The 23992-nt window shown below is 67.9% G+C and carries 19 protein-coding genes; 5 read left to right on the top strand and 14 right to left on the bottom strand.

Annotated elements, in window-relative coordinates; translation table 11 throughout:
• Positions 1-194: 194 nt before the first annotated feature.
• A complete protein-coding gene (locus tag CK498_RS17795) occupies positions 195-2252 on the top strand; it encodes a putative bifunctional diguanylate cyclase/phosphodiesterase (protein ID WP_095622184.1) in 2058 nt (685 codons plus the stop codon).
• On the opposite strand, the gene CK498_RS17790 is transcribed toward CK498_RS17795, so the two are convergent.
• From CK498_RS17790 to rfaH, 5 genes are all read right to left on the bottom strand, one after another.
• The gene (locus CK498_RS17790) at positions 2243-3442 is read right to left on the bottom strand and encodes a PqqD family protein (protein ID WP_095622183.1); all 1200 of its coding nucleotides are present in this window, start codon (positions 3440-3442) and stop codon (positions 2243-2245) included. The genes CK498_RS17795 and CK498_RS17790 overlap by 10 nt on opposite strands.
• 3 nt (positions 3443-3445) lie before the next feature.
• Positions 3446-3733 carry a hypothetical protein gene (locus CK498_RS17785; protein WP_095622182.1) on the bottom strand — a complete coding sequence of 96 codons (288 nt, stop codon included), beginning with the start codon at positions 3731-3733 and terminating at the stop codon, positions 3446-3448.
• A 235-nt stretch (positions 3734-3968) separates the two neighbouring features.
• Complete coding sequence (ccoM, locus tag CK498_RS26210) at positions 3969-4127, bottom strand: cytochrome c oxidase subunit CcoM (protein WP_176475827.1); 159 nt, start codon at positions 4125-4127, stop codon at positions 3969-3971.
• 138 nt (positions 4128-4265) lie between these two features.
• Positions 4266-4775 (bottom strand): FKBP-type peptidyl-prolyl cis-trans isomerase, encoded by a 510-nt coding sequence (locus tag CK498_RS17780; RefSeq protein WP_095622181.1) that lies wholly within the window; start codon positions 4773-4775, stop codon positions 4266-4268.
• A 40-nt stretch (positions 4776-4815) separates the two neighbouring features.
• A complete protein-coding gene (gene rfaH / locus CK498_RS17775) occupies positions 4816-5364 on the bottom strand; it encodes a transcription/translation regulatory transformer protein RfaH (protein WP_095622180.1) in 549 nt (182 codons plus the stop codon).
• Positions 5365-5519: 155 nt separating this feature from the next.
• On the opposite strand from rfaH, the gene CK498_RS17770 reads away from it, so the two are divergent.
• Entirely contained in the window at positions 5520-6887 is a 1368-nt protein-coding gene (locus CK498_RS17770; protein ID WP_176475826.1) for an AmpG family muropeptide MFS transporter, read from the top strand.
• Positions 6888-6896: 9 nt separating this feature from the next.
• On the opposite strand, the gene CK498_RS17765 is transcribed toward CK498_RS17770, so the two are convergent.
• Complete coding sequence (locus CK498_RS17765) at positions 6897-8717, bottom strand: SEC-C domain-containing protein (RefSeq protein WP_095622178.1); 1821 nt, start codon at positions 8715-8717, stop codon at positions 6897-6899.
• A gap of 26 nt (positions 8718-8743) precedes the next feature.
• Positions 8744-10030 (bottom strand): ABC1 kinase family protein, encoded by a 1287-nt coding sequence (locus CK498_RS17760; RefSeq protein ID WP_095622177.1) that lies wholly within the window; start codon positions 10028-10030, stop codon positions 8744-8746.
• Positions 10031-10127: 97 nt separating this feature from the next.
• Here CK498_RS17760 and CK498_RS17755 point away from each other — a divergent pair, with 97 nt between their 5' ends.
• Entirely contained in the window at positions 10128-12077 is a 1950-nt protein-coding gene (locus CK498_RS17755; protein ID WP_095622176.1) for a DNA topoisomerase III, read from the top strand.
• Positions 12074-12952: a ketopantoate reductase family protein gene (locus tag CK498_RS17750; protein ID WP_095622175.1), complete on the top strand. Its 879-nt coding sequence runs from the start codon at positions 12074-12076 to the stop codon at positions 12950-12952. The genes CK498_RS17755 and CK498_RS17750 overlap by 4 nt, the downstream gene beginning before the upstream one ends.
• On the opposite strand, the gene CK498_RS17745 is transcribed toward CK498_RS17750, so the two are convergent.
• Both CK498_RS17745 and CK498_RS17740 read right to left on the bottom strand, forming a co-directional pair.
• Positions 12934-14346, bottom strand: a complete 1413-nt coding sequence (locus CK498_RS17745) for an ATP-binding protein (protein ID WP_095622174.1) — start codon at positions 14344-14346, stop codon at positions 12934-12936. The genes CK498_RS17750 and CK498_RS17745 overlap by 19 nt on opposite strands.
• A complete protein-coding gene (locus CK498_RS17740) occupies positions 14346-15005 on the bottom strand; it encodes a response regulator (RefSeq protein ID WP_095622173.1) in 660 nt (219 codons plus the stop codon). The genes CK498_RS17745 and CK498_RS17740 overlap by 1 nt, the downstream gene beginning before the upstream one ends.
• A 136-nt stretch (positions 15006-15141) precedes the next feature.
• Here CK498_RS17740 and CK498_RS17735 point away from each other — a divergent pair, with 136 nt between their 5' ends.
• Positions 15142-15744 (top strand): CBS domain-containing protein, encoded by a 603-nt coding sequence (locus tag CK498_RS17735; RefSeq protein WP_095622172.1) that lies wholly within the window; start codon positions 15142-15144, stop codon positions 15742-15744.
• A 33-nt stretch (positions 15745-15777) separates the two neighbouring features.
• Here the strand turns inward: CK498_RS17735 and ppc are convergent, their stop codons facing one another.
• The 5 genes from ppc to cysM are packed head-to-tail and all read right to left on the bottom strand — an operon-like array spanning position 15778 to position 23885.
• Positions 15778-18426 (bottom strand): phosphoenolpyruvate carboxylase, encoded by a 2649-nt coding sequence (gene ppc / locus CK498_RS17730; RefSeq protein ID WP_095622171.1) that lies wholly within the window; start codon positions 18424-18426, stop codon positions 15778-15780.
• The gene (gene mazG, locus CK498_RS17725) at positions 18419-19294 is read right to left on the bottom strand and encodes a nucleoside triphosphate pyrophosphohydrolase (RefSeq protein WP_095622170.1); all 876 of its coding nucleotides are present in this window, start codon (positions 19292-19294) and stop codon (positions 18419-18421) included. Before mazG ends, ppc begins: the two co-directional genes overlap by 8 nt.
• Positions 19291-21570 (bottom strand): GTP diphosphokinase, encoded by a 2280-nt coding sequence (gene relA, locus CK498_RS17720; RefSeq protein WP_095622169.1) that lies wholly within the window; start codon positions 21568-21570, stop codon positions 19291-19293. The genes mazG and relA overlap by 4 nt, the downstream gene beginning before the upstream one ends.
• Before the next feature lie 27 nt (positions 21571-21597).
• Complete coding sequence (locus tag CK498_RS17715) at positions 21598-22989, bottom strand: methyltransferase domain-containing protein (RefSeq protein WP_095622168.1); 1392 nt, start codon at positions 22987-22989, stop codon at positions 21598-21600.
• The gene (gene cysM, locus CK498_RS17710) at positions 22989-23885 is read right to left on the bottom strand and encodes a cysteine synthase CysM (RefSeq protein ID WP_095622167.1); all 897 of its coding nucleotides are present in this window, start codon (positions 23883-23885) and stop codon (positions 22989-22991) included. The genes CK498_RS17715 and cysM overlap by 1 nt, the downstream gene beginning before the upstream one ends.
• Positions 23886-23992: the final 107 nt, after the last annotated feature.

Genomic DNA, 23992 nt, shown 5'->3' with positions numbered 1-23992 from the left:
CCGACGACCTGTTCGACCCGCTGCCAACCTGCGCTACGGCTGCACGCTCCCTGCCTACTTCCCTGGCGGGCTCGAGTCGCTCCGCTGCACGGCCGACATCGTGCGTTTGTAATAGCATACCCGCCTATCGCTAGCGCCGCGCACGGCTATACTCAGGGTTCCATCGCCAATGACGCAGTTCGCGAGTAACTTGCATGTACCAGGCGCCAGACACCCGCCGAAGCGCCCGCCCCCGACCCCAGCGCCGCCTGATGGGCCTACTGTCAGGCGCATTGGGTGTCGGCGTTGCCTTGATCCTTGCGATCAGCTGGCAGGTCTCGCGCCAAGCGGGCCTGGGCAGCGCCCTGGCCTGGCTGGGCGCCGGCAGCATGGTGCTGCTGGCGGTGTCGCTGCTGTTCCTGCGCGAGCTTGGCCATCAGCGTGATGCCCAGCAGCGCATGGAGCGCGCACTGCACGACTCCCGCCGGCGCCTGCTCGCCCAGCAGCAGGCCTGGCATGAGCTACGCAACCTGCAACACGAAGCCGGTGACAGCGACTTCTACTCCAGCGTGCTGAATTCGACCGCACGGCTGATGAACGTGCCGCGGGTCAGCATCTGGCTGCTCGACGACGATACCATGACCTGCCAGGCCAGCCTCGATGACGCCCAGGTCGGCGAGCAGCTGCCCATCGAGCGCCTCGACGGCTACCTAGGGGCACTTCGAGAGTCCCCCGGCCTGGCCAGCGTCGAGGCGCAGCAGGATCCGCGCCTGGCCTGCCTCAACGGCTATCTGGTCAGATACGAGGTGGTCTCGATGCTCGACGCCGGCATCTTCGTCGGCGGTGAGCTGCGCGGCATTCTATGCTGCGAATCGCTGCTACCGCGCCGCTGGCATGCCGAGGAAGTCAGCTGCCTGATCGCGGTTTCGGGATTGGTCTCGCAGTTCGCCGAGTCGCTGCGCCGGCGTGCCGCGGAGCAGGACCTGCATCGCTACCTGCACTACGACGACGTCACCGGCCTGCCGACCCTGCGTGGCCTGGATGCTCCACTGGAGCGCCACCTCGAGGCCGGTCGCTTTCATCTTGGCGTGCTGCGGATCGGCGGGCTCAGCCAGATCAACGAGACCCTCGGCCAGCGCGGCGGCGACCAGGCGCTGAGCCTGATTGCCCAACATCTGCAGCGCTATATGGACCTAACGCTATCGGGCATCGACCTGGCGCGGCTGCCCTCCAACCGCCTGGTGCTGGTAATGCCGGATACCACTCGCGACGTGGCGCATCAGCTGCTGGCGGAGCTGCTGGAAACCCTCAACGCCCACCCCTGGTGGGTGAATAATCAGGCCTATCAGCTGCAGTTCGCCCTCGGCATTGCCAGCTACCCGGACCACTCCGGCAGCGTCGAACAGCTGCTGCAGCGCGCCGAGCTGGCCCTCAAGGAAGCACGCCATGACACTCGCCACGGCGTGGCTTTCTACGCCAGCGAGCTGAGCGAGTGGCAGCAGCGTCAGAACCTGCTCGAGCGCGAGCTGCGCGAGGCCATCCGCAGCCAGCAGTTCTGTGTCTACCTGCAGCCGCAATTCGACCGCCAGGGCCAACTGCGCGGTGCCGAGATGCTGCTGCGCTGGCAGCACCCCGAGCGTGGCCTGCTCGGCCCCGACGGGTTCATCCACGAAGCCGAGCGCAGCGGGCTTATCCGGCCGATCGGCAACTGGGTACTCGAGCAGGCCGGTCAGCTCCTGGCGGGTCCGCTGGCCGACAGCCAGCTGAGCCTATCGGTCAATGTCTCGGTACAGCAGCTACGCGACGAGGATTTCGTGCCGCGCATCGCCCGCTTGATCAACAGGCACGCCATCGCCCCAGGCCGTCTGACCCTCGAGGTGGTCGAGTCGCTGCTGCTGGCCCCGCGCATCAGCCTGCAACTCAAGGCGTTGCGCGACCTCGGCGTGGAGCTGTCGCTTGACGACTTCGGTACCGGCTACTCCTCGCTGCGCTACCTACAGGACTTTCGCGTCGACGAGATAAAGCTCGACAAGGTGTTCATCGATGTTTTGCAGCAGTGTGACGATGCGCCACTGGCGCGCTCGATCATCGCCCTGGCCAAGACCCTTGGGCTCAAGCTGGTTGCCGAAGGGGTCGAGACCGCGTTCCAGCTCGAATACCTGAGCCGCCACGGCGTCGACCTGGTCCAGGGCTACCACCTCGCGCATCCCGAGCCGGTCGCCGACTTCGTGATGCGACTGCAGACCAACCCCAGCCTGGCAGATCATGGTTGAGACGATATCCGCTGGATCAGCCCTGCCCTCGACAGCTCGGCAAACAGGCGTCGCGTATCGGCTGCGACTCGCCTTGCAGGCACCCCGGGAAACGCCTCGACCAGCAGGCCAGCGGTCTCGTCCGCTCCCAGCGGCTCACAGTTCAGCAGTCGCCAGATCCCCGCCGCCACCGGATTGAGCCGATGCACCTCGCCGGCGCGCTCGGCCAGCGTACTGATCATGAAGAGTTCATCGCCCAACGGTCGCGCTCGCCACCCAGTGGTTGGCCGCCAGCGTCCCGCCAGTGCCACTTCGTCAACCTCAGCCGCCGAATGCGCTACCTGCCAGCGGCTGCTGGCAGGTAGCGCAGCAACGCCGGCCGGCTGTCGCATCGCCTCGACCACCATATCGACCGCTTCCAGTGGGTCGGCATAGCGCAGCAGCCAGCAGGGCACCCGCTTCATCAGCTCCAGCAGCGGCGCCAGCAGCGGCTCGGCCGGCCAATCCGCGGCAAAATTCTGGCACAACAGCTGCAACAATCCGTCTCCTGGGGCCAGCGGCAGCAGCTCGGCCGCCGCGCCGGGCTCTCGCTCGAGCAGCACAATGGCACCCACCGGCGCGCGCTCGCCGTGTCGGGCCAGCTGCGCCGCCGACAGCGATAGGTACTGGTAGCGATCATCGCCAGGCCCGCGATGCGCCTCGACGTAGGCACTGAAGGCTGCCGGCAAGCTCGCCGGCAGCGGCACCCTTAGCCGCGGTGCGATGCCCAGTGCCATGCCTTCCCCGGCGGCGTCGAGTGCCAGGACGTCATCACCGAACACTCGATAGCCGGCACAGGCGAATGCAGCACTCAAGGTACTCTTGCCGGCGCGGTGAGCCTCGGGAAACAGCACCAGTCGCTTTCCGACTAGCGCCGAACCGCAGTGCAGGCCCATCAGGTCAGGCTGTTCGAGCAGAAAGTTGGGTATCAGGTCGGCAAGCAGGCTGCACGCTGCCGAGGCTGCAGTAGGAATAGGCAGCGAGCGGCTCAGCGCCGGCGACGTCTGGCAGTAGCCGTCGCCACGGCGCCACAGATGAATCGGCGCTGTCGATGCATCCGAAACGCGACGCCGCTGCGGCCAACCGGGGGCCGCCGCCGCCAGTGCTTCCTCCACCTCGGGCACCGCATCGAGACGCATCGGCAGCGACATGCCCTGCCAGACGATATCCATCGGCTACCAGCGACTGGGGCGACTATAGCTGGGTCGGCTATAGCTGGGCCGACTGTAGCTGGGTCGGCTATAACTGGGTCGGCTGTAGGAGCCGCGCCGCTGGCGCCGGTGCCGACGGCCGCCGATCTCGATAACGATACCCTCATCGTGCCAGGCCTGGGCCTGGCCCAGGCTGAACAGCGTCGGTGCTACATAGGCAGCGACCCCGCCCAGCCCCAAAGCGGCCAGCAGCTTGCGACGCCGCGGGTCGTTCAGTCCCTTGCGCGAATCGGTAGGCTCATGCTCTGACATCGAAACACCTTGGCGGTTTATGAACAGTGTTTGAATACTAGTCGCCCAACGCCCCACTCTCCAGCGCCTGCGCGCCTCCGCTGCGGCGTTTCCCACTTCTTGCAAAGTCTCACGTCTCTGTCGGCATAAGGCGACAGCCAAATAGGTCAATCGCAAGGCGAAAAAAAGCCGGCCCAGAAGGCCGGCTACAGGGGGCATGGCCCCCTACCCTGACGACGCGGTGCAGGGCGTGGTGTCACCGTCGTGATGACGACTCCACGCGACCTTGATCCGATTTGCCGGGCTTGCCGTGGCGCTTGTGATCGTGAATCACGAAGCCCACCCAGCCGGCCATGAAAACGACCATCAAGCCAACGGTCACCAGTCCAAAGATTACGGCGTCATCCCAGTACATGGCGTGTCTCCCGTGGCGTATGTGATGGTCTCACTCTAGCCAGCGGGAGCCGGTGTGGCCCTGACCTGGATCAAGTTTGCACGGCCGCTGGCAGGCACCGGCCATTGCACTTGATCCAGATCAGTTTTTAGCGGCGAGTCACGGCTGCTTGCGGTCCTCGACCTGGGTGTGGTCGATATCCTCGTCAAGCGGATGGCCCTTGGCCAGCTCGGCGCGAGTGGCGTCGCGCACGCTGAGCACCTCGAGCCCATAGCTGAGGCGCTCGCCGGCCAGCGGGTGGTTGGTGTCGATGGTGACGCGCGTCTCGCCCACCTCGACCACGGTAACGACCTGCGGGCCGGCGTCGCCCTGGGTCTGAAAGCGCATGCCCGGCGCCAGGTCGTCGACCGGAAAGGCGCCGCGCGCTACCTCCTGGATCAGATCGTCGCGGCGCACGCCGTAGGCCTCGGCGGGCATCAGCGTAACGCTGAGTTCGGCGTCCACCGCCTGGCCGTCGAGGGCACGCTCGAGCCCGGCAACGATATTGTCGTGGCCATGCAGGTACTCCAGCGGAGCGCCGCGGGCTCGCGAGTCGTCGAGCACCTCGCCGCGGCTATTCTTGAGTACGTAGTGCAGGCGCACCACGCGCTGGGGAGCGATAGTGGTCATGGCGTCTCCTGAAAACGAAAGGGAAAGCGATGGCCGGCGTTCAGCCGTCGCGTCGCAGCTGAGCGACCGGCATTTCCAGGCGCTGCTGCTTATGCAGCATGGTCAGCAGTACCACGGCACGCTCCTCGCCCTTGTGGGACTCGAACACCGCCTTGAGATCGCGGAACGGGCCGTCGGTGATCTCGACGGTCTCGCCGGCGCGGAAATAGACGTTGACCTGCGGCCCCGCGCCATCGCTGCGGCAGGCCTGGTCGCGCAGCAGCTGCACCAGGGCATCATCCACCGCCAACGGCTCGTGACCGAAGCTGACCAGCTTGAGCACGCCACGGGTGGAGCGGATCGGTCGCCAGTTGCTTGCCAGCCGGTCGAGGCGAATGAACAGGTAGTAGGGGAACAGCGGCTCGGCGATCCATACCAGCTTGTCGCGGCGCTTCTTCTGCACCTCGAGCACCGGATGAAAGACTTCGTAGCCCTGATTATCGAGATGCTCGGCGGCGCGAAACGATTCACCGCCCTTGCACTGGATGATGTACCAGCGCGGAATGGCATCGGCGGATACACCGCTAGGGTCATCGTTGAACTCGTGCATGGGGCTCCTGACGGTAGCGGGCCTAATGTGGCTGGCGTCTGCTCTGCGGCTCTGCAACAATCGCCGCAAGCGATCGGCTGCCAAATGGCGAGTTTACCACTCCTTACAGCCGTCTTCCGCCCTGCACCTCGCCCCACGGATCGGAGAGACTGCTAATGCCCACGCCCCCCGTTCAGCGCAGCTGGCGCGCCGCTCTGGCCATCTATCTGCGCGCCCCGGTCATCACCATGCTGTTTCTGGGCTTTTCGGCCGGACTGCCGTTTCTGCTGGTGTTCTCGACGCTGTCGGCCTGGCTGCGCAGCGACGGGGTGGAAGTGGCCGCCATCGGCTTCTTCTCGTGGATCGGCATCCTCTATTCCATCAAGTTCTTCTGGGCGCCGGTGGTCGACCGCCTGGCGCTGCCGCTGTTGACGCGGAGCTTTGGCCAGCGACGCGGCTGGATGCTGCTGGCCCAGGCGCTGATAGCCGCCGGCCTGGTGGGCCTGGCGAGCCTCAGCCCCACCGATAACCTGGCGATGGTAGCGGCCCTGGCGCTGGTGGTGGCGTTCGGCTCGGCGACCCAGGACATCGCCATCGACGCCTTTCGCATCGAGTCGGCGCCCGACGATATCCAGGCCGCCATGGCCTCGACCTATATCATCGGCTACCGCGGCGGGCTGCTGGCCGCCGGCGCCGGCGCCCTGTACGTGGCGGCGGCCTACTCCTGGGAGGTCGCCTACCTGAGCATGGCGGCGCTGGTCGGGATCGGCGTGATCACCGTGCTGCTGCGGCCTGAGCCGGCCCGGCTATCGCTGAATACCCAGCTGATCCATGAGCCCCGGGTGCGCGCCTTCCTGCGCGCCAGCCGCGGCAAGCCCAAGCTGCTACGGCGTTCGGGCGCCTGGCTGCTGGGCGCGGTGGTCTGCCCGTTCACCGACTTCTTCAGCCGCCACCGGCTCAAGGCGCTATGGCTGCTGGTATTCATTGCCGTGTTTCGGATCAGCGACCTGGCCATGGCGTCGATGGCCAATCCGCTGTATATCGACATGGGCTTCTCGCTGGCCACCATCGCCAACGTCACCAACATCTTCGGCATCGTCATGAGCATCAGCGGGGGGATTCTCGGCGGGCTGCTGGTGGCCCGCTACGGTATCGGACCGATCCTGGTACTGGGCGCCGCAGCAGCGACCCTCACCAACCTGCTGTTCGCCGCCCTGGCCCTGGCCGGTGAAAGCCTGCCGTTCCTGGTCATGGCGATCATCGGCGACAACCTGGCCAACGGCCTGGCCAGCGCGGTATTCATCGCCTTTCTCTCGAGCCTGACCTCGAAGGCCTACACCGCCACCCAGTACGCGCTGTTCTCGTCGCTGATGACCCTGCCGGGCAAGTTCCTGAGCGGCTTCGGCGGCATGGTGGTGGCCGCCGAGGGCTATGCCACCTTCTTCGTGATCGCCACCGCGCTTGGCCTGCCGGCGATCCTGCTGGCGATCTGGGTCAGCCGCGACCACGACCTGGTGCCGCGCCCCACCCCGCGTGCCGCCTGAGCCACTCGCTTAGTCAGGCGACGTCGCCGTCGCGCAAAGCCAGGCCAGCGCACCGCGGGTATTGGCCCACTGGTCGCGCATCAGGGTGCGGTACTGCCAGGCCTCGGCGCGGCTGCCCGGCGCCGGCAACCCCGAGGCCGGCAGGCTGACCGCGCGAGCCCGCTCGTCGCACAGCATCTCGAGCACATGGCCGTTAATGGCCTGAGCCTCGCGCAGCGCCTCGCTGGCCTCATCGAGGCGTTCGAGCCGATACAGCGCCAGCGCACGGCCCATCATCACTCCCAGCAGCGGCGTGTCCGCGGACTGATAGCTGACCTCCAGGGCGCGCCGGTCGCTGCCCTCGCGCAGCAGCTGGTCGAGCACCAGCTCACGCAATCCCAGGCTATCCTGGGCGTCGAGGGCCAGCAGTCGCTCGGCCAGCTCGCGGGAGTGCTCGCGGGCGCCGCGCTCCATGCCTACCACCAGCGCCAGGCCGGTACGCAGCAGCACCGCATTGTCGGCGGCGTCCCACACGAAGGCGCCGTCACCCTCACCGTCGAGCTGGGTCAACCAACGCTCGAGTCGCTGCGCCAGCGGCTCGAACAGGCTCGGCGCCATCCACGGCAGGCTGCCAAAGCGGCTGGTCAAGGCCAGGGTCAGCGCCTGCATCACTTGCGGCGAATCGAGCCACTCGGGGTGGGCGCAGAGCTCGGCCAGCCAGTCGCCGGCGTGGGGCCAGGGGTCGTCCTCGAAGCCCAGCGCCGCGTCTTCGTCGACCAGCACCTGAAAGTGTTTCTGCCAGGCGGCGAACAGGGTGTCTTCGCGGGCGCTGCGATGGTACTCGCGGCTGCCGTCCTCGGCGGTCACGAAGCGCAGCAGCGGTGCCGTGGGCAGCGCTTCGAGCAGCGCCTGCAGCGCCGCCAGCGGATCGGCCAGGTCCTCTTCGGAATTGACCATCTGCTCGGCCAGCGTGGCGCCGGGATTCTCCGCCAGGTCGGCGAGGAACTGCAGCTGCTCGGGGTCGAGGTCGCCCTGCCGCGCCAGTCGGCGGAACCAGAAGCGCGCGCGTTCGCCGGCCTCCTCGACGTTGCCCTCGTGGAGCAGCAGCATGGCTTCGATATAGGCCAGGGTCGGCGAGTCGGGCAGCGCCTGCTGGGCGCGCACGAACGCCTCGCGGGCACTGGCCAGATCGTCGTTGTCGAGGTGCATCAGGCACAGCCGCTCCAGGGCCACGCCGCGCAGGAACAGCGGCCCGCGGTCGAGCACCTCGTCGAGCAACGCGGTGCGCTTGCGATAGAAACCGCGCTCCTGGTAGAGATCCACCAGCAACTCGAAGGCCGGCTCCGCCTGCTCCGGCATCTGCGCCCAGTCGGCGCCCTCGAACAGCGCCTCGAGAATCTGCTGGGCACGGCCACGCTGGCCGCTCTCGGCGGCGATCAGCCCGGCCTCGAGCAGCGCCTGGGCCGGCGCCTGGCCGCTGGCCAGGGCCGCCTTGAGCGATGCGCCCTTCCACTCGCGCAGCGACAGCATCCACATCAGGTGACTGGGAATCGGCCCGGGGACCGTCACCGCGCCGCAGCAGTGCTTGGTCTTGCGCCCCGAGTCGCACCAGCAGGGCTCGTTGCGCCCCGGCCGCGCCAGCGGCTCACAGACGTAGCCGGCACGCTCGAGCGGGGTCTGCGACCACAGCTCTGGCGCCAGCGCCTGGGCCAGCGCCAGGTCGTCGCCGACCAGGGCGCGGCCCTCGTCGCGTGCCCAGGCCATGAACGACGGATAGTGCTCGTTGTCACGAATCGCGCCAAGGGCTCCCGATGCAAAGCCCAGCAGCTGTTCTACCCATACCGCCAGCATCGCCATCTCCGCCGAAAAAAATCGCGCTAGTCTAGCACGCCGGTGGGCTGGGACTCACCTCCGACACGGCGTCGGCGCGCCCACTCCAACAGCGGCTGGCTACGCGCCTGCATGTCGAGGCGCGCGCCGAGCCGCACCAGATTCCAGTAGTGGCCGTTGAGCGCCCGCGACAACAGCAGGGTATCGGCCGGCGGCTGCAGGCGATCCATCGCCGCCCACACCCGCGGGCTCAGCTCGCGCAGACGACGATGCACGCGCACATCGCCGAAATCCTGTTCGCCGGGGGCGAACAGCGGCGCCACCGCCTCGGCGGCCTCGCGATACAGCGCCAGCGGCGCGCCCTCGCCCTGGCGCCCGCCCATCTTGAGCAGCGCGGCATCCATCGCCAGGGGATCCCCCAGCAGGGTCGACTCGAGCAGCTCGATCAGCTGCGCCAGGCGCGTCTCAGGCACCGCGATCACCGCGCCCAGGTCGTAGATCACCAGCCGCCCCTGGTCGTCGCAGGCAAAATTGCCGGCGTGGGGGTCGGCGTGCAGTTCGCCGAAGCGAAACAGCTCCTCGGTGAGCCAGTCGGCCAACGCCTCGGCGATCTGCTGGCGCGTTGCCGGCTCGGCCTGCTCCAGGTCGCGCAGCGGGGTGCCCGGCACGTAGTACATGGCCAACACTCGCGCGCCGCAGTAGTCCAGCGCCGGGGCGGGTATCACGATCCGTCGGTGGTCGGCATAGCGCTGCCGATAGCGCGCCAGGGCCGCGGCCTCGGCGCGGTAGTCGAGCTCACCGCGCAGGCTCTCGGCAAGTTCCTCGAACAGCGCATCGAGACGCGCCTGGGGGACCTTGAACCAGCGCCCCAGGCGCATGATGCGGCGCACCTGGGCCAGGTCGCTCTCCAGCACGTCGACCAGCCCCGGATACTGCACCTTGAGCACCAGGGTCTCCCCTGAGTGGGTCACCGCACGGTGCACCTGGCCCATGGAGGCACTGGCAAAGGGCTGTTCCTCGACCTCACGGAAGTGTGCCTCCAGGTCGCCGTACTGCTCGACCAGGGTGGCACGGATCTGCGCCCAGGGCATCGGCTCGGCCTGGCGCTGCAGGCGCGCCAGCTCGTCGGCCAGGTCCGGCGGCAGCAGGTCGTCCCACTGCGAGATGATCTGGGCCAGCTTCATGGCCGGCCCCTTGAGCTCCGAGAGTCCGACGAACAGCGCCTCGCCCAGCGCCCGCCAGTCGCTGTTGCCGCCCATCCGGCTCTTGAGCATGGCGCCGCCGGTGCGTGCTCCCAGGCCCAGTAGGCGTCGTGTCCGTCCGCGCTCGCGCATATCGATACAAACCCTATACATTTATCAGAAACAGTACACCTGGCGAGACCGCCGCGATACTGGAAGAATATCCACCACCACAGATGACGAGACAGCCATGCGCCTGATCATCGCCGAAAAGCCCAGCCTGGCCAGGGCCATCGCCGACGCCCTGCCCGGCAAGCGCCGCAGCGTCGAGGGTAGCATCGAGGTCGGCGATACCACCGTCACCTGGTGTTTCGGCCATCTGCTCGAGCAGGCCCCGCCCGACGCCTACGACCCACGCTACAAGCAGTGGCGGCTCGACCACCTGCCGATCGTGCCGTCGCCCTGGCAGCTGATGCCGCGCCCCAAGGCACGCGGCCAACTGGCAGTGATTCGCCGCCTGCTCAAGGCATCCAGCGAGGTGGTCCACGCCGGCGACCCGGATCGCGAAGGCCAGCTGCTGGTCCAGGAAGTGATCGAGCACCTGCGCTGGCGCGGGCCGGTCAAGCGCCTGCTGATCAGCGACCTCAACCGCCCCGCGGTGGCCAAGGCCCTCGGCCGACTCGAGGACAACGCCCGCTACCAGCCACTCTACCGTGCCGCGGAGACCCGCGCCCGGGCCGACTGGCTGTACGGCATCAATCTGACCCGCGCCTGGACCCTGACCGGGCGCCAGGCCGGCCACGACGGCGTGCTCTCGGTGGGCCGGGTACAGACTCCGGTGCTCGGCCTGGTGGTACGCCGCGACCGCGAGATCGCCGACTTCACACCGCGCCCCTTCCACGTGCTATGGGCCGACTTCGCCGTCGCCCACGGCCAGGTCCGCGCCTGGTGGCAACCCGGCGAGCAGCACCCCCTCGACGACCAGGGCCGGCTGCTGGCCCGCGCGCCGGCCGCCGCACTGGCCGTCCGGCTACCCGGCGCCGAAGGCCGGCTCAGCGAACTCGACAGCCGCGACAAGCGCCAGGCGCCGCCGCTGCCCTACTCGCTGTCGGCGCTGCAGGTGGATGCCGCACGGCGCTACAAGTACTCGGCCAAGCAGGTACTGGACACCTGCCAGGCACTCTACGAGCGGCATACCCTGATCACCTACCCGCGCTCGGACTGCCGCTATCTGCCGCGCGGCCACCATGCGTCGCTGGCCAGCGCGCTGCCAACGCTGGGACAGGTCGATGCGACGCTGGCCGAGTGGTGCCGCGGCGCCGATTTCACGCGCCGCGGCCGGGCCTTCGACGATGCCAAGGTGGGCGCCCACCACGCCCTGGCGCCCACCGGCAAGATACCCGATATGGCAAGACTCTCGGCGCCAGAGGCCAATATCTACCGGCTGGTGGTGCGCAACGTGCTGGCGCAGTTCCACGCCCACCTCGAGACCCGCGAGGTCAAGGCCTGCTTCGAGGTGCTCGGCGAGCGCTTTGCAGCCAGCGGCAGCGAGGTGCTGGTGGCCGGCTGGAAACCGCTGTTCACCACCCGCGACGAGCCCCCGCCGCTGCCCACGCTGGTGCGCGGCGAGCCGGCGCGGGTCACCGCCGCCGCGGTCGAGGATCGCGAGACGCGTCCGCCGGAGCCCTTCAATGATGCCAGCCTGATCAAGGCGATGATGAACATCGGCCGCTACGTCGACGACCCGGACGTCAAGCGCACGCTGCGCGAGTCGGACGGCCTGGGGACCGAAGCGACCCGCGCCGGCATCATCGAGACGCTGCTCGAGCGCGGCTACCTGGTACGCGTCAAGAGTGCCCTGCGCGCCAGCCGCACCGGCCACGCGCTGATCGCCTCGCTGCCCGACCCGGCCACGCGCCCCGAGCGCACCGCGCTATGGGAGCAGCGGCTGAGCCGCATCGCCGAGGCCGATGATAGCGAACAGGCGTTCCTCGACGCGCTGCTCGGCGACCTGCGTAGCCTGCTCGACGCCGCCGACGCCGAGCGCATGCGCCAGGCGCTGGGCAGTGCCCAGGGCATCGAGGCGCCAGCGCCGCGGCGTGGCGGCCGCAAGCCCGCGGCGCGGCGCCGCGGCAGCAACGCCGCCGCTGGCAAGACCCGCCGGCGTCGCAGCAGCAAGGCCAGCGGTGGCCGCCAGTGACATCGCCACAGCTGATCGTCGGCTCCGGCGCCATCGGCCGGCTGCTGGCCGTGCGCCTCGCTGGCGTGGCGCCGGTGACCCTGCTCGGGCGCCGCGCACCACCCGCTGAGCTGACGCTGACCAGCCCCGAGGGTCACACACTCGCGCGGCGGTTGCCCGGTGCCACGCCAGCCAGCCTGGGTGCGCCGTTTCGCGGCACCCTGCACCTCACCACCAAGGCCTACGATGCCCAAGCCGCGCTGGATAGCCTTGCAGCGAAGCTCGCCCCCGATACACCGCTGGTGCTGTGGCAGAACGGCTATGGCGTGCAGCGAACCTTGACCCAGCGCTGGGGCGGCCCGGTACTCTGCGCCACCACCAGCGAGGGCGCCTATGTCAGCGAGGGCGGCGTGGTACATGCCGGCCACGGCGAGACCTTCCTCGGCCACCTCGACGGCGAGCATGCCGACCTTGCCGAGCAGCTGGCCGCGCTGCTCAGCCACGCCGGCCTGCACTGCCGGGCCGTCGGCGATATCGATACCCGGCTATGGCACAAGCTGGCCGTCAACGCCGCCATCAATCCGCTGGTGGCGCGCTGGCGGATCCGCAACGGCCAGCTCCGCGACCGGCCGTTTCGGCCGCTGGTCGAGGCGCTCATCGATGAACTGGTGCTGGTCATGAAGGCCGAGGGTATTGCGCCGCCTGCGGAGGGCTGGCGAGCCCGGGTGTGGCGGGTCATCGAGGGCACCGCCAACAACCGCGCCTCGATGCTGCAGGACGTGCTCGCCGGCCGGCCCACCGAGCGCGAGGCAATCCTCGGCCCGCTGCTCGCCGCCGCCCGGCGCCACGCTCTCGCGGCACCGCAGCTGAGCGCTCTCTACGATGCCGCTGATTGAGGCCAGCGCAGCCAGGCTTCCAGGCCACCCGTAGAAGCGTTTGTCAGCTGCAGCGTCAACTGCTGGCGGCGGGCCACTTGCAGGGCGATCGACAGGCCCAGCCCGCTACCCTCGATGTCGCGGTTGCTACCGCGACGAAACCGCTCGGTGACCGAGGCCAGCAGCGTCGCGTCGATGCCCGGCCCACTGTCGCGCACCACCAGCCACGCCGCGTCGTCGTCGCCCATCGAGACCTCTACCCAGCCGCCGTGGGGTGAATAGCGCAGCGCGTTATCGAGCAGGTTACGGATCAGCATGCCCAGCTCGGTGGCATTGCCCTCGACCCAGACCGCGTCATCGGTGGCGATGCTCAACAACTGTTGGCGAGCCCTGGCCTGGGGCCACATCTCTGCCGCCAGCGTCTGGGTCACTGCCAGCAAGTTGACCCGCTCGGCGCTGGTCTCGCTCTCCTGGTCGAGGCGCACCAGCGTCAGCAGCTGCTCGACGACCCGCTGCAAGCGCTCGATGCTGGCATAGGCGCGAGGCAGAGCATCCCGCTCACCTGCCATGGCGTTGTCGAGATGCACTTTCAGTGCCGCCAACGGCGTGCGCAGCTCATGCGCGGCATCGGCGCTGAAGCGCCGCTCACGGGCCAAGGCATCCTCGAGCCTGGCCATGAAGTCGTTCAAGGCATCGCGAAGCGGCCGCAGTTCGCGCGGCACCGCCAATCGAATGCGGCCAAGCTCGCGCTCGTTACGCCCGGCGACCTGCCGCGACAGGCTCAGCAGTGGACGCAACCCCTGGTGTATCACCAACCCCACCAGCAGCAGCAGCGCCGGCAGGGCGATCAGCAGTGGTAGCAGATTGCCCATCGCCAGCTGACGCGCCAGATCGTCATGGAAACGCTCGCGCAGACCGATACTCAGCCAGCGACGCTGGTCGTCGAGAATCAAGCTGAACACACGCCAACGTTCGCCAGCGTAGGTTTCCCAGCGATAGCCCTGCTGTTCGGGCGCCGGAAAAGGCCCGGCATCGTTCCACTCGGCCCCCATCAGCCAGGGCGTACCGTCGGCCTCCCAGAAGCCCAGGGTAAGCATGCGCTCGTCGGCATGGAAACGCTGGGCGATGCTCGCCTGCGGAGACGCCTGCCCCGCTTGCGGACTCGCAGCATCACCGAACCAGCGCGAGGGATGCCCCGGCTGATCGAGATGACGCGCAATGCGCGCATACTCCTGCTCCGGAGTACCCGGGGCCAGTAGTGACGCGACGATGCGGCCCTGCAGACTGAGCTGGACGTCGAGGACATCCTCGGCCTTGTGATGGGTGACCCGATAGATGACGGCGATGATGATCAGCGTGGCGACGGCAAGCACCAGTGTCAGCGTGACGATCAGATAGCGGCGGATCGAACGCATCAGGCCGGTACCTCCAGACGGTAGCCGATGCCACGCAGGGTCACGATCAAGGACCTATCGAGTTTCTTGCGCAAGTGGTGGACATGCACCTCGAGGGCGTTCGATTCGACGTCTTCATCCCAGCCATACAGCAGGCTCTCCAGCCGTGAACGGGGAATCACCTGTCCAGCATGGCGTGCCAGCTCCAGCAGCAAGGCGAACTCGCGACGCCCCAGGCTGATCGCTTGGCCCTGCCAGGTGACGGCATGCCGCGCCTCGTCGATCACCAGCGCGCCGAGCTGCAACTGGGCACAACGACGCCCCTCGCCGCGCCGTGTCACGACGCGCAGCCTGGCCAACAGCTCGGCGAGATCGAACGGCTTGAGCACATAGTCGTCGGCCCCGCCGTCCAGGCCTCGCAGTCGGTCGACCAGGGCATCACGGGCGGTGAGCACGACCACTGGCAGGGTATGACGGCGGCGCAGTAGCGCCAGCACCTCGAGTCCATCCATGTCGGGCAAGCCCAGGTCGAGGATCAGCGCCGAGAATGCATCGCTATCGAGTGCCGCCAGCGCGTCACTGCCATTGCGCAACCAGTCGACGGTATAGCCCTCCCGATGCAGGGCAACGCGCATGCCCTCGCCCAGCGATGGATCATCTTCTACCAACAGTATTCGCATCCCGCCGTTCCCTATCGAGCGTTGCAGGAGATCGGCCGCGCCGATGTTAAGTCTTCCTTAAGCCAAGACTGCCAGGGTAGTGCTTAGCGAGGTGCCACCTCGCCCTGTCATAGCCAAGTAAGCGAGAGTCTTTGCCATGTCCCTGTCACTCCATGCACCACGCACCTTGAGCCACCTGCAGCAACATCCCGTCATCGAACGCCCCGATGGGCCAGCGCATCTGTCATGGGATAGCCCCGCCATCGACATCATGCTCGATCTATCCCGGGTCGAGCTGCCGACCATCGCGCATGATGCCGCCATTGACGAGGCGCATGCCAGCATGCAGCAGCACCAGGCCCAGCAGCTGCTGGTGACCGATGAGCATGGCCGCCTGAGCGGTCTCGTGACCCGCCGCGAGCTCATCGGCGGTCGCCGCATCACCATTGCCATGCAGCAGCGCGACATTCCCAGGAGCGAAGTCACCGCGGGCATGGTACAGACGCCCTGCGAGGCCCTGCACGCCATGGCGCTGGCGCAACTGGAGCGACTAAGCCTCGGCCAACTGCTCGAGACCCTGCGGGCCTCCGGCGACCAGTACCTGCTGGTGACCCAGGGCGACCGAGATCAAACGCCGCGGCTGCGTGGACTGGTGTCGGCGGCGGATATCGGCCGTGCCCTGAAACTCGATATGACGTTACTGCCAGAAGCGCGCTCGTTTGCCGACATTTGCCAGGTGGTGCTGGGCCACGAGCTGTGAGCTGACCACACCAGGCTCAGGTGCGACGCTGGCCTAGCCGGTATTGCGCAGCCCGGCGGCGATCCCCGCCATGGTCACCATCAGCGCCCGCGACAGTTCGGGGCTGATCGCGCCGTCGGCGTCGCGGTTGCGCTGCAGCAGCTCGGCCTGCAGGCCATGCAGCGGGTCGATGTAGGGATTGCGCACCTCGATCGCCTGACGGATCAGCGGGGTGTTCTCGAGCAGCGCTTGCTGATCGAGGATCTCCAGCAGCACGCCCTGCAGCCGAGTGAAGCGCTCGCGCAGGTTCATGCCCAGCGCCAGCAGCGCCGGTTCGTCGACCAGGCGTCGCTCGTAGTAGGCAGTGATCTCGACATCGCCCTTGGCCAGCAGCATCTCGAGCATGTCGAGGTAGGTGCCGAAGAATGGCCATTCGCGGCGCATCTCGCGTAGCCGCTCGAGGCCGCCCTCCTCTTCCAGCCGAGTGATGAAGGCATCGCCGCTGCCCAGCCAGGCCGGCAGCATCAGACGGGTCTGGGTCCAGGCGAAGATCCAGGGGATCGCACGCAGCGTCTCGACGCCACCATCCTGGCGCCGCTTGGTGGGGCGTGAACCCAGCGGCAACCGCCCCAGCGCGCCCTCCGGTGTCACCGCGCGGAAATAGGGCACGAAGTCGGGATCCTCGCGCACCACCCCGACATAGCCGCGGTGAGCGATCTCGGCCAAGCGGTCCATCTCCTCGCGCCAGTGGGGCTTGGGCGCCGGCGGCGGCAGCAGGGTCGCCTCGAGCACCGCACAGGCGTAGATCTCCATCGAGCGCAGCGCGATCTCCGGCTGGCCGAACTTGAAACGGATCATCTCGCCCTGCTCGGTGACCCGCAGGCTACCGTTCACCGAGCCCGGCGGCTGGGAAAGGATCGCCGCGTGGGCCGGGCCGCCGCCACGACCGACGGTGCCGCCGCGGCCGTGGAACAGGGTCAGATCCACGCCGTGCTGCTCACACACCTCGACCAGGGTCTCCTGGGCACGATACTGGGCCCAGGCAGCAGCCAGCTGACCGGCATCCTTGGCCGAATCGGAGTAGCCGATCATCACCTCCTGGCTATCCCCCACTAGGCGCCGATAGCCGGGTAGCGCCAGCAGCCGATCGATCACATTGCCGGCACGATTGAGGTCATCGAGGGTTTCGAACAGCGGCGCGATGGGCAGCCGCACGTCGCCGCCGACCTCCTGCATCAATAGCGCCACGGCCAGCACGTCGGAGGGCTGCGCGGCCATCGAGATGATGTAGGTGCCCAGCGCTTCGCGCTGCTCGCGGGCGATGACGCGGAAGGTATCGATCACCTCGCGGGTCTCGGTGGAGCACTCCCAGCGGCGCGGGATCAGCGGCCGCCGCGATTCCAACTCGGTGAGCAGGAAGTCCTGGCGCTGCTGCTCGTCCCACTCGCGGTAGTGGCCCAGCTCGAGAAAGTCGGTGAGCTCCTCGAAGACCTGCCTATGGCGGCTCGCTTCCTGGCGCACGTCGAGCTTGGTCAAGGTGACGCCGAACACCGCCACCCGGCGCAGGGTATCCAGCAGGGTGCCATTGGCGATGGTGTCGAGGCCGACGTCGCACAGCGAGCGGTAGCAAGCCAGCAGCGGTGCGTAGAGCTGATCGCGGGTCTCGATGATCGGCCCGCCCTCGTGGCTGCGCCCGTCGAGGCACGCCTTGGCCCAGTCACGGGTCGCCTCGACCCGCGCCGTCAGGCGCTTGAGCAGCGCCCGATAGGGCTCGGCCTCGTCGCCGACCTCGGCCTTGAGGGCACTGTTGGCCTTCCACATCGACAGCTCGGCTTTGAGCTGCTCGAGGTCGCGCAGATAGAGATCGGCGGCCATCCAGCGCCCCAACAGCAGTACCTCGCGGGTGACCTTGGCGGTGACGTTTGGATTGCCGTCGCGGTCGCCGCCCATCCACGAGGCGAAGCGCAGCGGTGCGGCATCCAGCGGCAGGCGCTCGCCGGCGGTCTCGAGTAGCAGGCTATCGAGGTCGCGGTGGAAATCCGGCACCGCCTGCCACAGCGAGTTCTCGATCACCGCAAAGCCCCACTTGGCCTCGTCCACCGGCGTCGGCCGCTCGTGGCGGATCTCGTCGGTGTGCCAGGCCTGACTGATCAGCTCCTCGAGGCGGCCATGGGCGCGGCTCGACTGCTCGGGATAGTCACTCGCCGACTCGATCACCGACAGGCAGTCGTCGATGGCATCGTACTTCTGGATCAGGGTGCGCCGGATCACCTCGGTGGGATGGGCGGTGAGCACCAGCTCGACGCGCATTCCGGCCAGCGTCTCGACCAGCGTCCGCGGCGCATGCCCCTCGGACTGGGCGCGACGCAGCAGTTCGCCGAGCACCGGCTGTGAGCCCGGCTTGTAGTCCTCGACGCGGCGATAGCGGGCACGGTAGTGCTGCTCGGCGATATTGGCCAGGTTGAGGAACTGGTTGAAGGCGCGAGTCACCGGCAGTAGGTCGCGGTCGGGCAGCTTGCGCAGGAACTCGATCAGCTCGCGGCGGCTGGGCTGGTCGCCCTGACGGCCGCGCTTGGCAAAGCCGCGAATGGTCTCGATCTTGTCGACGAAGGCACTGCCCTGGTCGTCGGCAATGGTGCGCCCCAGGCTGTCGCCCAGCACGCGGACGTTATCACGCAGCGATTCGTGTAGGTCGTCACTCATGGGCAGCGCCCTCCTGGTGGCATTCATGGGTGGCTTCGCGGCGCTTGGCGTCTTGCCAGTGCGCCTCCATCTCGTCGAGGGTTACCGACGCCGGCTGCTGACCGCGCGCGGCCAGGGCCGACTCGACGTGGCGAAAGCGCCGCTCGAACTTGGCATTGGTGGTGCGCAGGCACTGCTCGGGGTCGGCCTTCAGCGTACGCGCCAGATTGGTCACCGCAAACAGCAGGTCGCCGACCTCTTCGGTGGCGTGGTCGCGGTCGCCGGCGTCAAGCGCCGCCTCGACCTCGGCCAGCTCCTCGCGGATCTTGTCGATCACGCCGCGGCTGTCGGGCCAGTCGAAGCCGACCCGCGCGGCGCGCTTGGAGAGCTTGGCGGCCCGCGACAGCGCCGGCAGCGTGCGCGGCACGTCGTCGAGCACCGAGCCGCCTGCCACGCCATCGGCGCGGGCGGCGCGCTCCTCGGCCTTGAGCGACTCCCAGCGGCTGTTGACCTGGCGGGTCTGCACCTGCTCGGCGCTTACTCCGGGAGGTCGCCGCGATGCCAGGCTGCCATCGGGGAAGACGTGGGGATGCCGATGCAGCATCTTGGCGGTCAGGGTATGCACCACGTCGTGGAAGTCGAAACGCCCCTCCTCGGCGCCAAAGCGGGCGTAGTAGACCACCTGGAACAGTAGGTCACCGAGTTCGCCGGGCAGCTCGTCGAAGGCGCGCCGCTCGATGGCATCGGCGACCTCGTAGGCCTCTTCGAGGGTATGCGGGACGATGCTGTCCCAATCCTGCTGGAGGTCCCAGGGACAGCCCTGCTGCGGGTCGCGCAGTACCGCCATCAGGCTCAGCAGGTCGTCTAGATCATAGCGTGACTGGCTCATGACTGGGGCCTCCGCTGGCGCCCGTGGCGCGGTTTGGCGCCGCTGCGCAGGCGCTTGACGTCGATCACGTTGGGCAGTTGCTGAATGCGCGAGAACAGCCGCCCCAGAGTTTCCAGGCCGTCGACCTCGACGGTAATCGACATCCGCGCGATGCCGTCGTCCTGGTTGGTCAGAGTGTTGACCGACAGCACGTTGACGCGGTCGTTGCTGAGCACCCCGGTGACGTCGCGCAGCAGCCCGGAGCGATCCCAGGCCTCGATCTCGATGTCCACCGGGTATTGCGTACGCGAGCGCTCGCCCCACTCCACCTCGATCACCCGCTGCGGCTCGTCGAGGCGCAGCTGCAGGATATTGGGGCAGTCCTGGCGGTGCACGGTGACCCCGCGCCCCTGGGTGATGAAACCGACGATCGCCTCGCCGGGCACCGGGTGGCAGCAGTTGGCCATGCTGGTCTTGAGGTTGCCGACCCCGAGCACGGTGATCGCATCACCGTCGCCCTTGGTCGGCCCGCGGCGTGGCTTGGCCAACAACCGATCGAGCTGCTCCTGGTCATCCGACTCGCCGAACAGCTGCTGGGCCTGATGCAGCACCTGGCCGATGCGCAGGTCGCCGGCGCCAAGGGCGGCGTACATGTCCTCGACGCTGGTGTAGTTGACCTTGCGCGCCAGGGTGAGGAGATCCATGTCCTCGACGTCGAGGCGCTTCATCTCCTTGTCGAACAGCGCCTTGCCTTCTTCGAGGTTCTGGCTGCGCGCCTGCTGCTTGAACCAGGCCTGGATCTTGGCCCGCGCCCGTGAGGTGCGCACGAAGCCCAGCGAGGGGTTGATCCAGTCGCGACTCGGGCCGCCCTTGGTGGCGGTGAGGATCTCGACCTGCTGGCCGGTCTTGAGCTTGTAGGTGAGCGGCACGATGCGCCCATTGACCTTGGCGCCACGACAGCGGTGGCCGATCTCGGTATGCACGCGGTAGGCGAAGTCGATGGGCGTGGCGACCTTGGGCAGGTCGATGACGTGGCCGTCGGGGGTGAACACATAGATGCGGTCCGGGGCCACGTCGCTGTTGAGCCCCTCGCGCAGGTCGCCAAAGTCGCCGACCTCGTCCTGCCACTCGAGCACCTGACGCAGCCAGGCGATCTTCTCTTCGTAGCTGCGGCTCTTGGCGTTGGTGTCGTGGCCCTTGTAGCGCCAGTGGGCACACACGCCGAGCTCAGCCTCCTCGTGCATGGCGAAGGTGCGAATCTGGATCTCCAACACCTTGTTCTCGGGTCCCAACACCGCGGTGTGCAGCGACTGGTAGCCGTTCTTCTTGGGGTTGGCGATATAGTCGTCGAACTCGTTGGGCACATGGTGCCAGCGCGAGTGGACGATACCCAGCGCGGTGTAGCAGTCGGCCACCTCGGGCACCAGAATACGCACCGCGCGCACGTCATAGACCTGCGAGAAATCGATGCGCTTGCGCTTCATCTTGCGCCAGATCGAATAGATGTGCTTGGCGCGGCCGTCGACCTGGCTGCGCGAAATGCCCTGGGCCTCGAGCAGCCCCTCGAGGGTCTCGACCACCTCGTGGATATAGCGGTCGCGGTCGAGGCGCTTCTCGGCCAGCTGCTTGGCGATCGACTTGTAGTCGTCCTCGTGCAGGTAGCGGAAGGAGAGGTCCTCGAGCTCCCACTTGAGATGGCCGATGCCCAGCCGGTGGGCCAGCGGCGCGTAGATGTCGAACACCTCACGGGCCACCCGCAGGCGCTTGTCGCGGGTGGCGTCCTTGACCTGGCGCAGCGCGCAGGTGCGCTCGGCGATCTTGATCAGCGCCACGCGCACGTCGTCGATCATGGTCACCAGCATCTTGCGCAGGTTGTCCTGCTGGTCGTGCTGGGTCATGCCGTGGCTCGGCGTCTGGTGGCTGATCGCCGCCATCTGCAGCACGCCGTCGATCAGCCCGGCCACCTCGCCGCCGAAGCGCTTGGCCACCGCCTCGATGCTGAGCAGCCCCTCGCGCACCGCGCGATATAGCACTGCCGCTTCCAGCGTTTCCTGGTCGAGCTTGAGCTCGCCGAGAATATCGGCCATCTCCAGGCCCATGCGAAAGCTCGAGCCGTCGGCCAGCCACGCCTTGTGCGGACGTTCGGCGTGCCTGGCCAGATGATCGGCGAGCTCGCAGGCCTCACGCATCTCGCCTTCGTCACGCAGAGTGACGTCCTCCTGCAGGCGTGCCAGCCATTGTTGTATGTTGACCGCCCCGTCGGCGGTCAGCGGCTGGTCTTCACGCACCTTAACCATGGGGTTGCGTTCCTCTCGTTGGGTGGCTCATCCGCCGCGTTCGAACAGCAGCATGGCTTCCAGATGAGCGGTCTGCGCGAACATGTCGGCCACGGCCGCGCGACGTATTCGATAACCGCCTTGCACAAGGCGTGCCGCATCCCGCGCCAGAGTGGCCGGGTCGCAGGCGATATACAGCACCTGAGGCACCGCGCTTGCCGCCAGCTGCGTACAGGCCGCCTCGGCGCCCTCGCGGGGCGGGTCGAGCAGTACCAGGCTCGGCGCCCAGGCCAGCACCTCGCGTACCGCGGCGGGCTGGGCGAGGTCGGCCTGGCGCGCCTCGACATTCACCAGGTCATTGCGCCGGGCGTTGGCGGCGAGGCGTTCGACCATCGCTGGGTTGCCCTCCACGCCTAGCACCTCGCCGCCGCGGCCGGCCAGCGCCAGGCTCAGGTTACCCACCCCCGCGTAGAGGTCGAGGATACGTGCCGCAGCATCGGGCGCGAGCCATGCCAGCGCGGTATCGATCAGTTGCTGGTTGACCGTGGCATTGACCTGCACGAAGTCGCCGGGCGCGAAGCCGAACGTCAGGCTGCGCCCATCGGCAGTGACACAATAGTGCAGATCGGGCGCTGGGCTTAGCCACTCCAGCTGCGCCTCGTCGCGCCCCAGCCACCACGCCAGGCTGACGCCCTGGCCGTCGGCAAAGGCCTGCCAGCGCACGCGGTCGCCAGCCTGCTCGCGCAGCTGACGCACTACCAGGGTGGCGCCCGCGTCGCTGTCGATGAGCTCGATGTGTCCGACATGGCGCGGCGCCTCCAGGGCCGCCAGTTGGCGGTGCAGCGGTGCCAGTAGCGCCGCCAGCCGCGGTACCAGAATGGTGCACTGCTCGATATCGAGCAGGTGGTGGCTACCCTTGGTGCGAAAACCTAGATGGATCGCGCCCTGGGCGTCGACCTTGACACCGAGTCGTGCCCGCCGTCGATAGCCGTGGCCGTGCGCGGCGAGTACCGCGGGATCCGCCGGCAGGGTCAGCCCCTCACGCGCCAGGTGCTCACCGAGCACCGCCAGCTTGTGCTGGCGCTGCCCGGCTTGATCGAGGTGCTGCAGGTCGCAGCCGCCGCACTGGCCGAAGTGTGGGCAGGCCGGCGCAACGCGTCGAGGGGAGGCCTCGAGCAGCTCACGCACATGGGCTTCGTCATAGCGCTTGCGCTGGCGATGTACCGCTGCCATGAGCCGCTCACCGGGCAGCGCGCGGTCGACGAAGACTGCCTTGCCATTGGCGCGATGGGCCACGCCGCGGCCGTCGTGGGCCAGGCGCTCGATCACCAGGCTGTCATCGGCGGCGCTGATGTCGCGACCCGGCGCCGGGTCGCGCTGGCGCAGTCCCGATGTGCCCGAGGCCGGACGCCCACGGCGGCGCTTGCCGAGCATCGCCATCAGGCCTCCGGCGCGTAGAGGCCGGTGGACAGGTAGCGATCGCCGCGGTCGCAGACGATGAACACGATCACCGCGTTCTCGACCTGCTCGGCGATGCGCAGTGCGCCGGCCAGCGCGCCACCCGACGAGACCCCGGCCAGGATACCCTCCTCGCGAGCCAGGCGGCGCATGTGCTCCTCGGCTTCATGCTGGCCGATGTCCAGCACCCGGTCGACCCGACTGGCATCGAAGATGCGCGGCAGGTAGGCCTCCGGCCAACGGCGAATCCCGGCGATGCTGGCACCATCCTCGGGCTGCAGGCCAACGATCTGCACCGCCGGATTCTGCTGCTTGAGGTACTCGGAGACGCCCATGATGGTGCCGGTGGTGCCCATCGAGCTGACGAAGTGGGTAATGCTGCCCTGGGTCTGCTGCCACAGCTCCGGCCCGGTGGTACGAAAGTGCGCCAGGGGGTTGTCGGGGTTGGCGAACTGGTCCAGCGCCTTGCCCTCGCCACGGGCGATCATGGTGTCGGCGAGGTCGCGGGCGCCTTCCATGCCGGCGTCCTTCGACACCGTGATCAGCTTGGCACCGAACGCTGCCATGGCCTGCTTACGCTCGCTGGAGGCGCTTTCGGGCATGATCAGGGTCATGCCGTAGCCCTTGATCGCCGCGGCCATGGCCAGGGCAATGCCGGTATTGCCCGATGTCGCCTCGACCAGGGTGTCGCCGGGATGAATCTCACCGCGGGCCTCGGCCTGCTGAATCATCGACAACGCCGGGCGATCCTTCACCGAGCCGGCCGGGTTGTTGCCTTCGAGCTTGGCCAGCAAGGTATTGTTGCGGCCTGCGGCAATGCGTTTCAGGCGCACCAGGGGCGTGTTGCCGACCACATCCTCGAGCGTGGGGAAGTGCATGCGAAGCGTCCTTCTCAACGGGTATATGTCGATTATATCCATGCCCGTCGGTGGGTGACAGGGATGGCCCCATGGTGTGGCATAATGCCGGCACCGATTGCCGCGCG

This window comes from Halomonas salipaludis, from assembly GCF_002286975.1.
GTDB classification, from domain to species: domain Bacteria; phylum Pseudomonadota; class Gammaproteobacteria; order Pseudomonadales; family Halomonadaceae; genus Franzmannia; species Franzmannia salipaludis.
Note: the sequence above shows the minus strand (reverse complement) of the source record. Positions and strands in the feature narration are given on the sequence as shown.

Coding starts and splice junctions, on each gene's coding strand:
- CK498_RS17795 (WP_095622184.1), top strand. CDS start 195: ATGTACCAGGCGCCAGACACCCGCCGAAGCGCCCGCCCCCGACCCCAG.
- CK498_RS17790 (WP_095622183.1), bottom strand. CDS start 3,442: ATGGATATCGTCTGGCAGGGCATGTCGCTGCCGATGCGTCTCGATGCG.
- CK498_RS17785 (WP_095622182.1), bottom strand. CDS start 3,733: ATGTCAGAGCATGAGCCTACCGATTCGCGCAAGGGACTGAACGACCCG.
- ccoM (WP_176475827.1), bottom strand. CDS start 4,127: ATGTACTGGGATGACGCCGTAATCTTTGGACTGGTGACCGTTGGCTTG.
- CK498_RS17780 (WP_095622181.1), bottom strand. CDS start 4,775: ATGACCACTATCGCTCCCCAGCGCGTGGTGCGCCTGCACTACGTACTC.
- rfaH (WP_095622180.1), bottom strand. CDS start 5,364: ATGCACGAGTTCAACGATGACCCTAGCGGTGTATCCGCCGATGCCATT.
- CK498_RS17770 (WP_176475826.1), top strand. CDS start 5,520: ATGCCCACGCCCCCCGTTCAGCGCAGCTGGCGCGCCGCTCTGGCCATC.
- CK498_RS17765 (WP_095622178.1), bottom strand. CDS start 8,717: ATGCTGGCGGTATGGGTAGAACAGCTGCTGGGCTTTGCATCGGGAGCC.
- CK498_RS17760 (WP_095622177.1), bottom strand. CDS start 10,030: ATGCGCGAGCGCGGACGGACACGACGCCTACTGGGCCTGGGAGCACGC.
- CK498_RS17755 (WP_095622176.1), top strand. CDS start 10,128: ATGCGCCTGATCATCGCCGAAAAGCCCAGCCTGGCCAGGGCCATCGCC.
- CK498_RS17745 (WP_095622174.1), bottom strand. CDS start 14,346: ATGCGTTCGATCCGCCGCTATCTGATCGTCACGCTGACACTGGTGCTT.
- CK498_RS17740 (WP_095622173.1), bottom strand. CDS start 15,005: ATGCGAATACTGTTGGTAGAAGATGATCCATCGCTGGGCGAGGGCATG.
- CK498_RS17735 (WP_095622172.1), top strand. CDS start 15,142: ATGTCCCTGTCACTCCATGCACCACGCACCTTGAGCCACCTGCAGCAA.
- ppc (WP_095622171.1), bottom strand. CDS start 18,426: ATGAGTGACGACCTACACGAATCGCTGCGTGATAACGTCCGCGTGCTG.
- mazG (WP_095622170.1), bottom strand. CDS start 19,294: ATGAGCCAGTCACGCTATGATCTAGACGACCTGCTGAGCCTGATGGCG.
- relA (WP_095622169.1), bottom strand. CDS start 21,570: ATGGTTAAGGTGCGTGAAGACCAGCCGCTGACCGCCGACGGGGCGGTC.
- CK498_RS17715 (WP_095622168.1), bottom strand. CDS start 22,989: ATGGCGATGCTCGGCAAGCGCCGCCGTGGGCGTCCGGCCTCGGGCACA.
- cysM (WP_095622167.1), bottom strand. CDS start 23,885: ATGCACTTCCCCACGCTCGAGGATGTGGTCGGCAACACGCCCCTGGTG.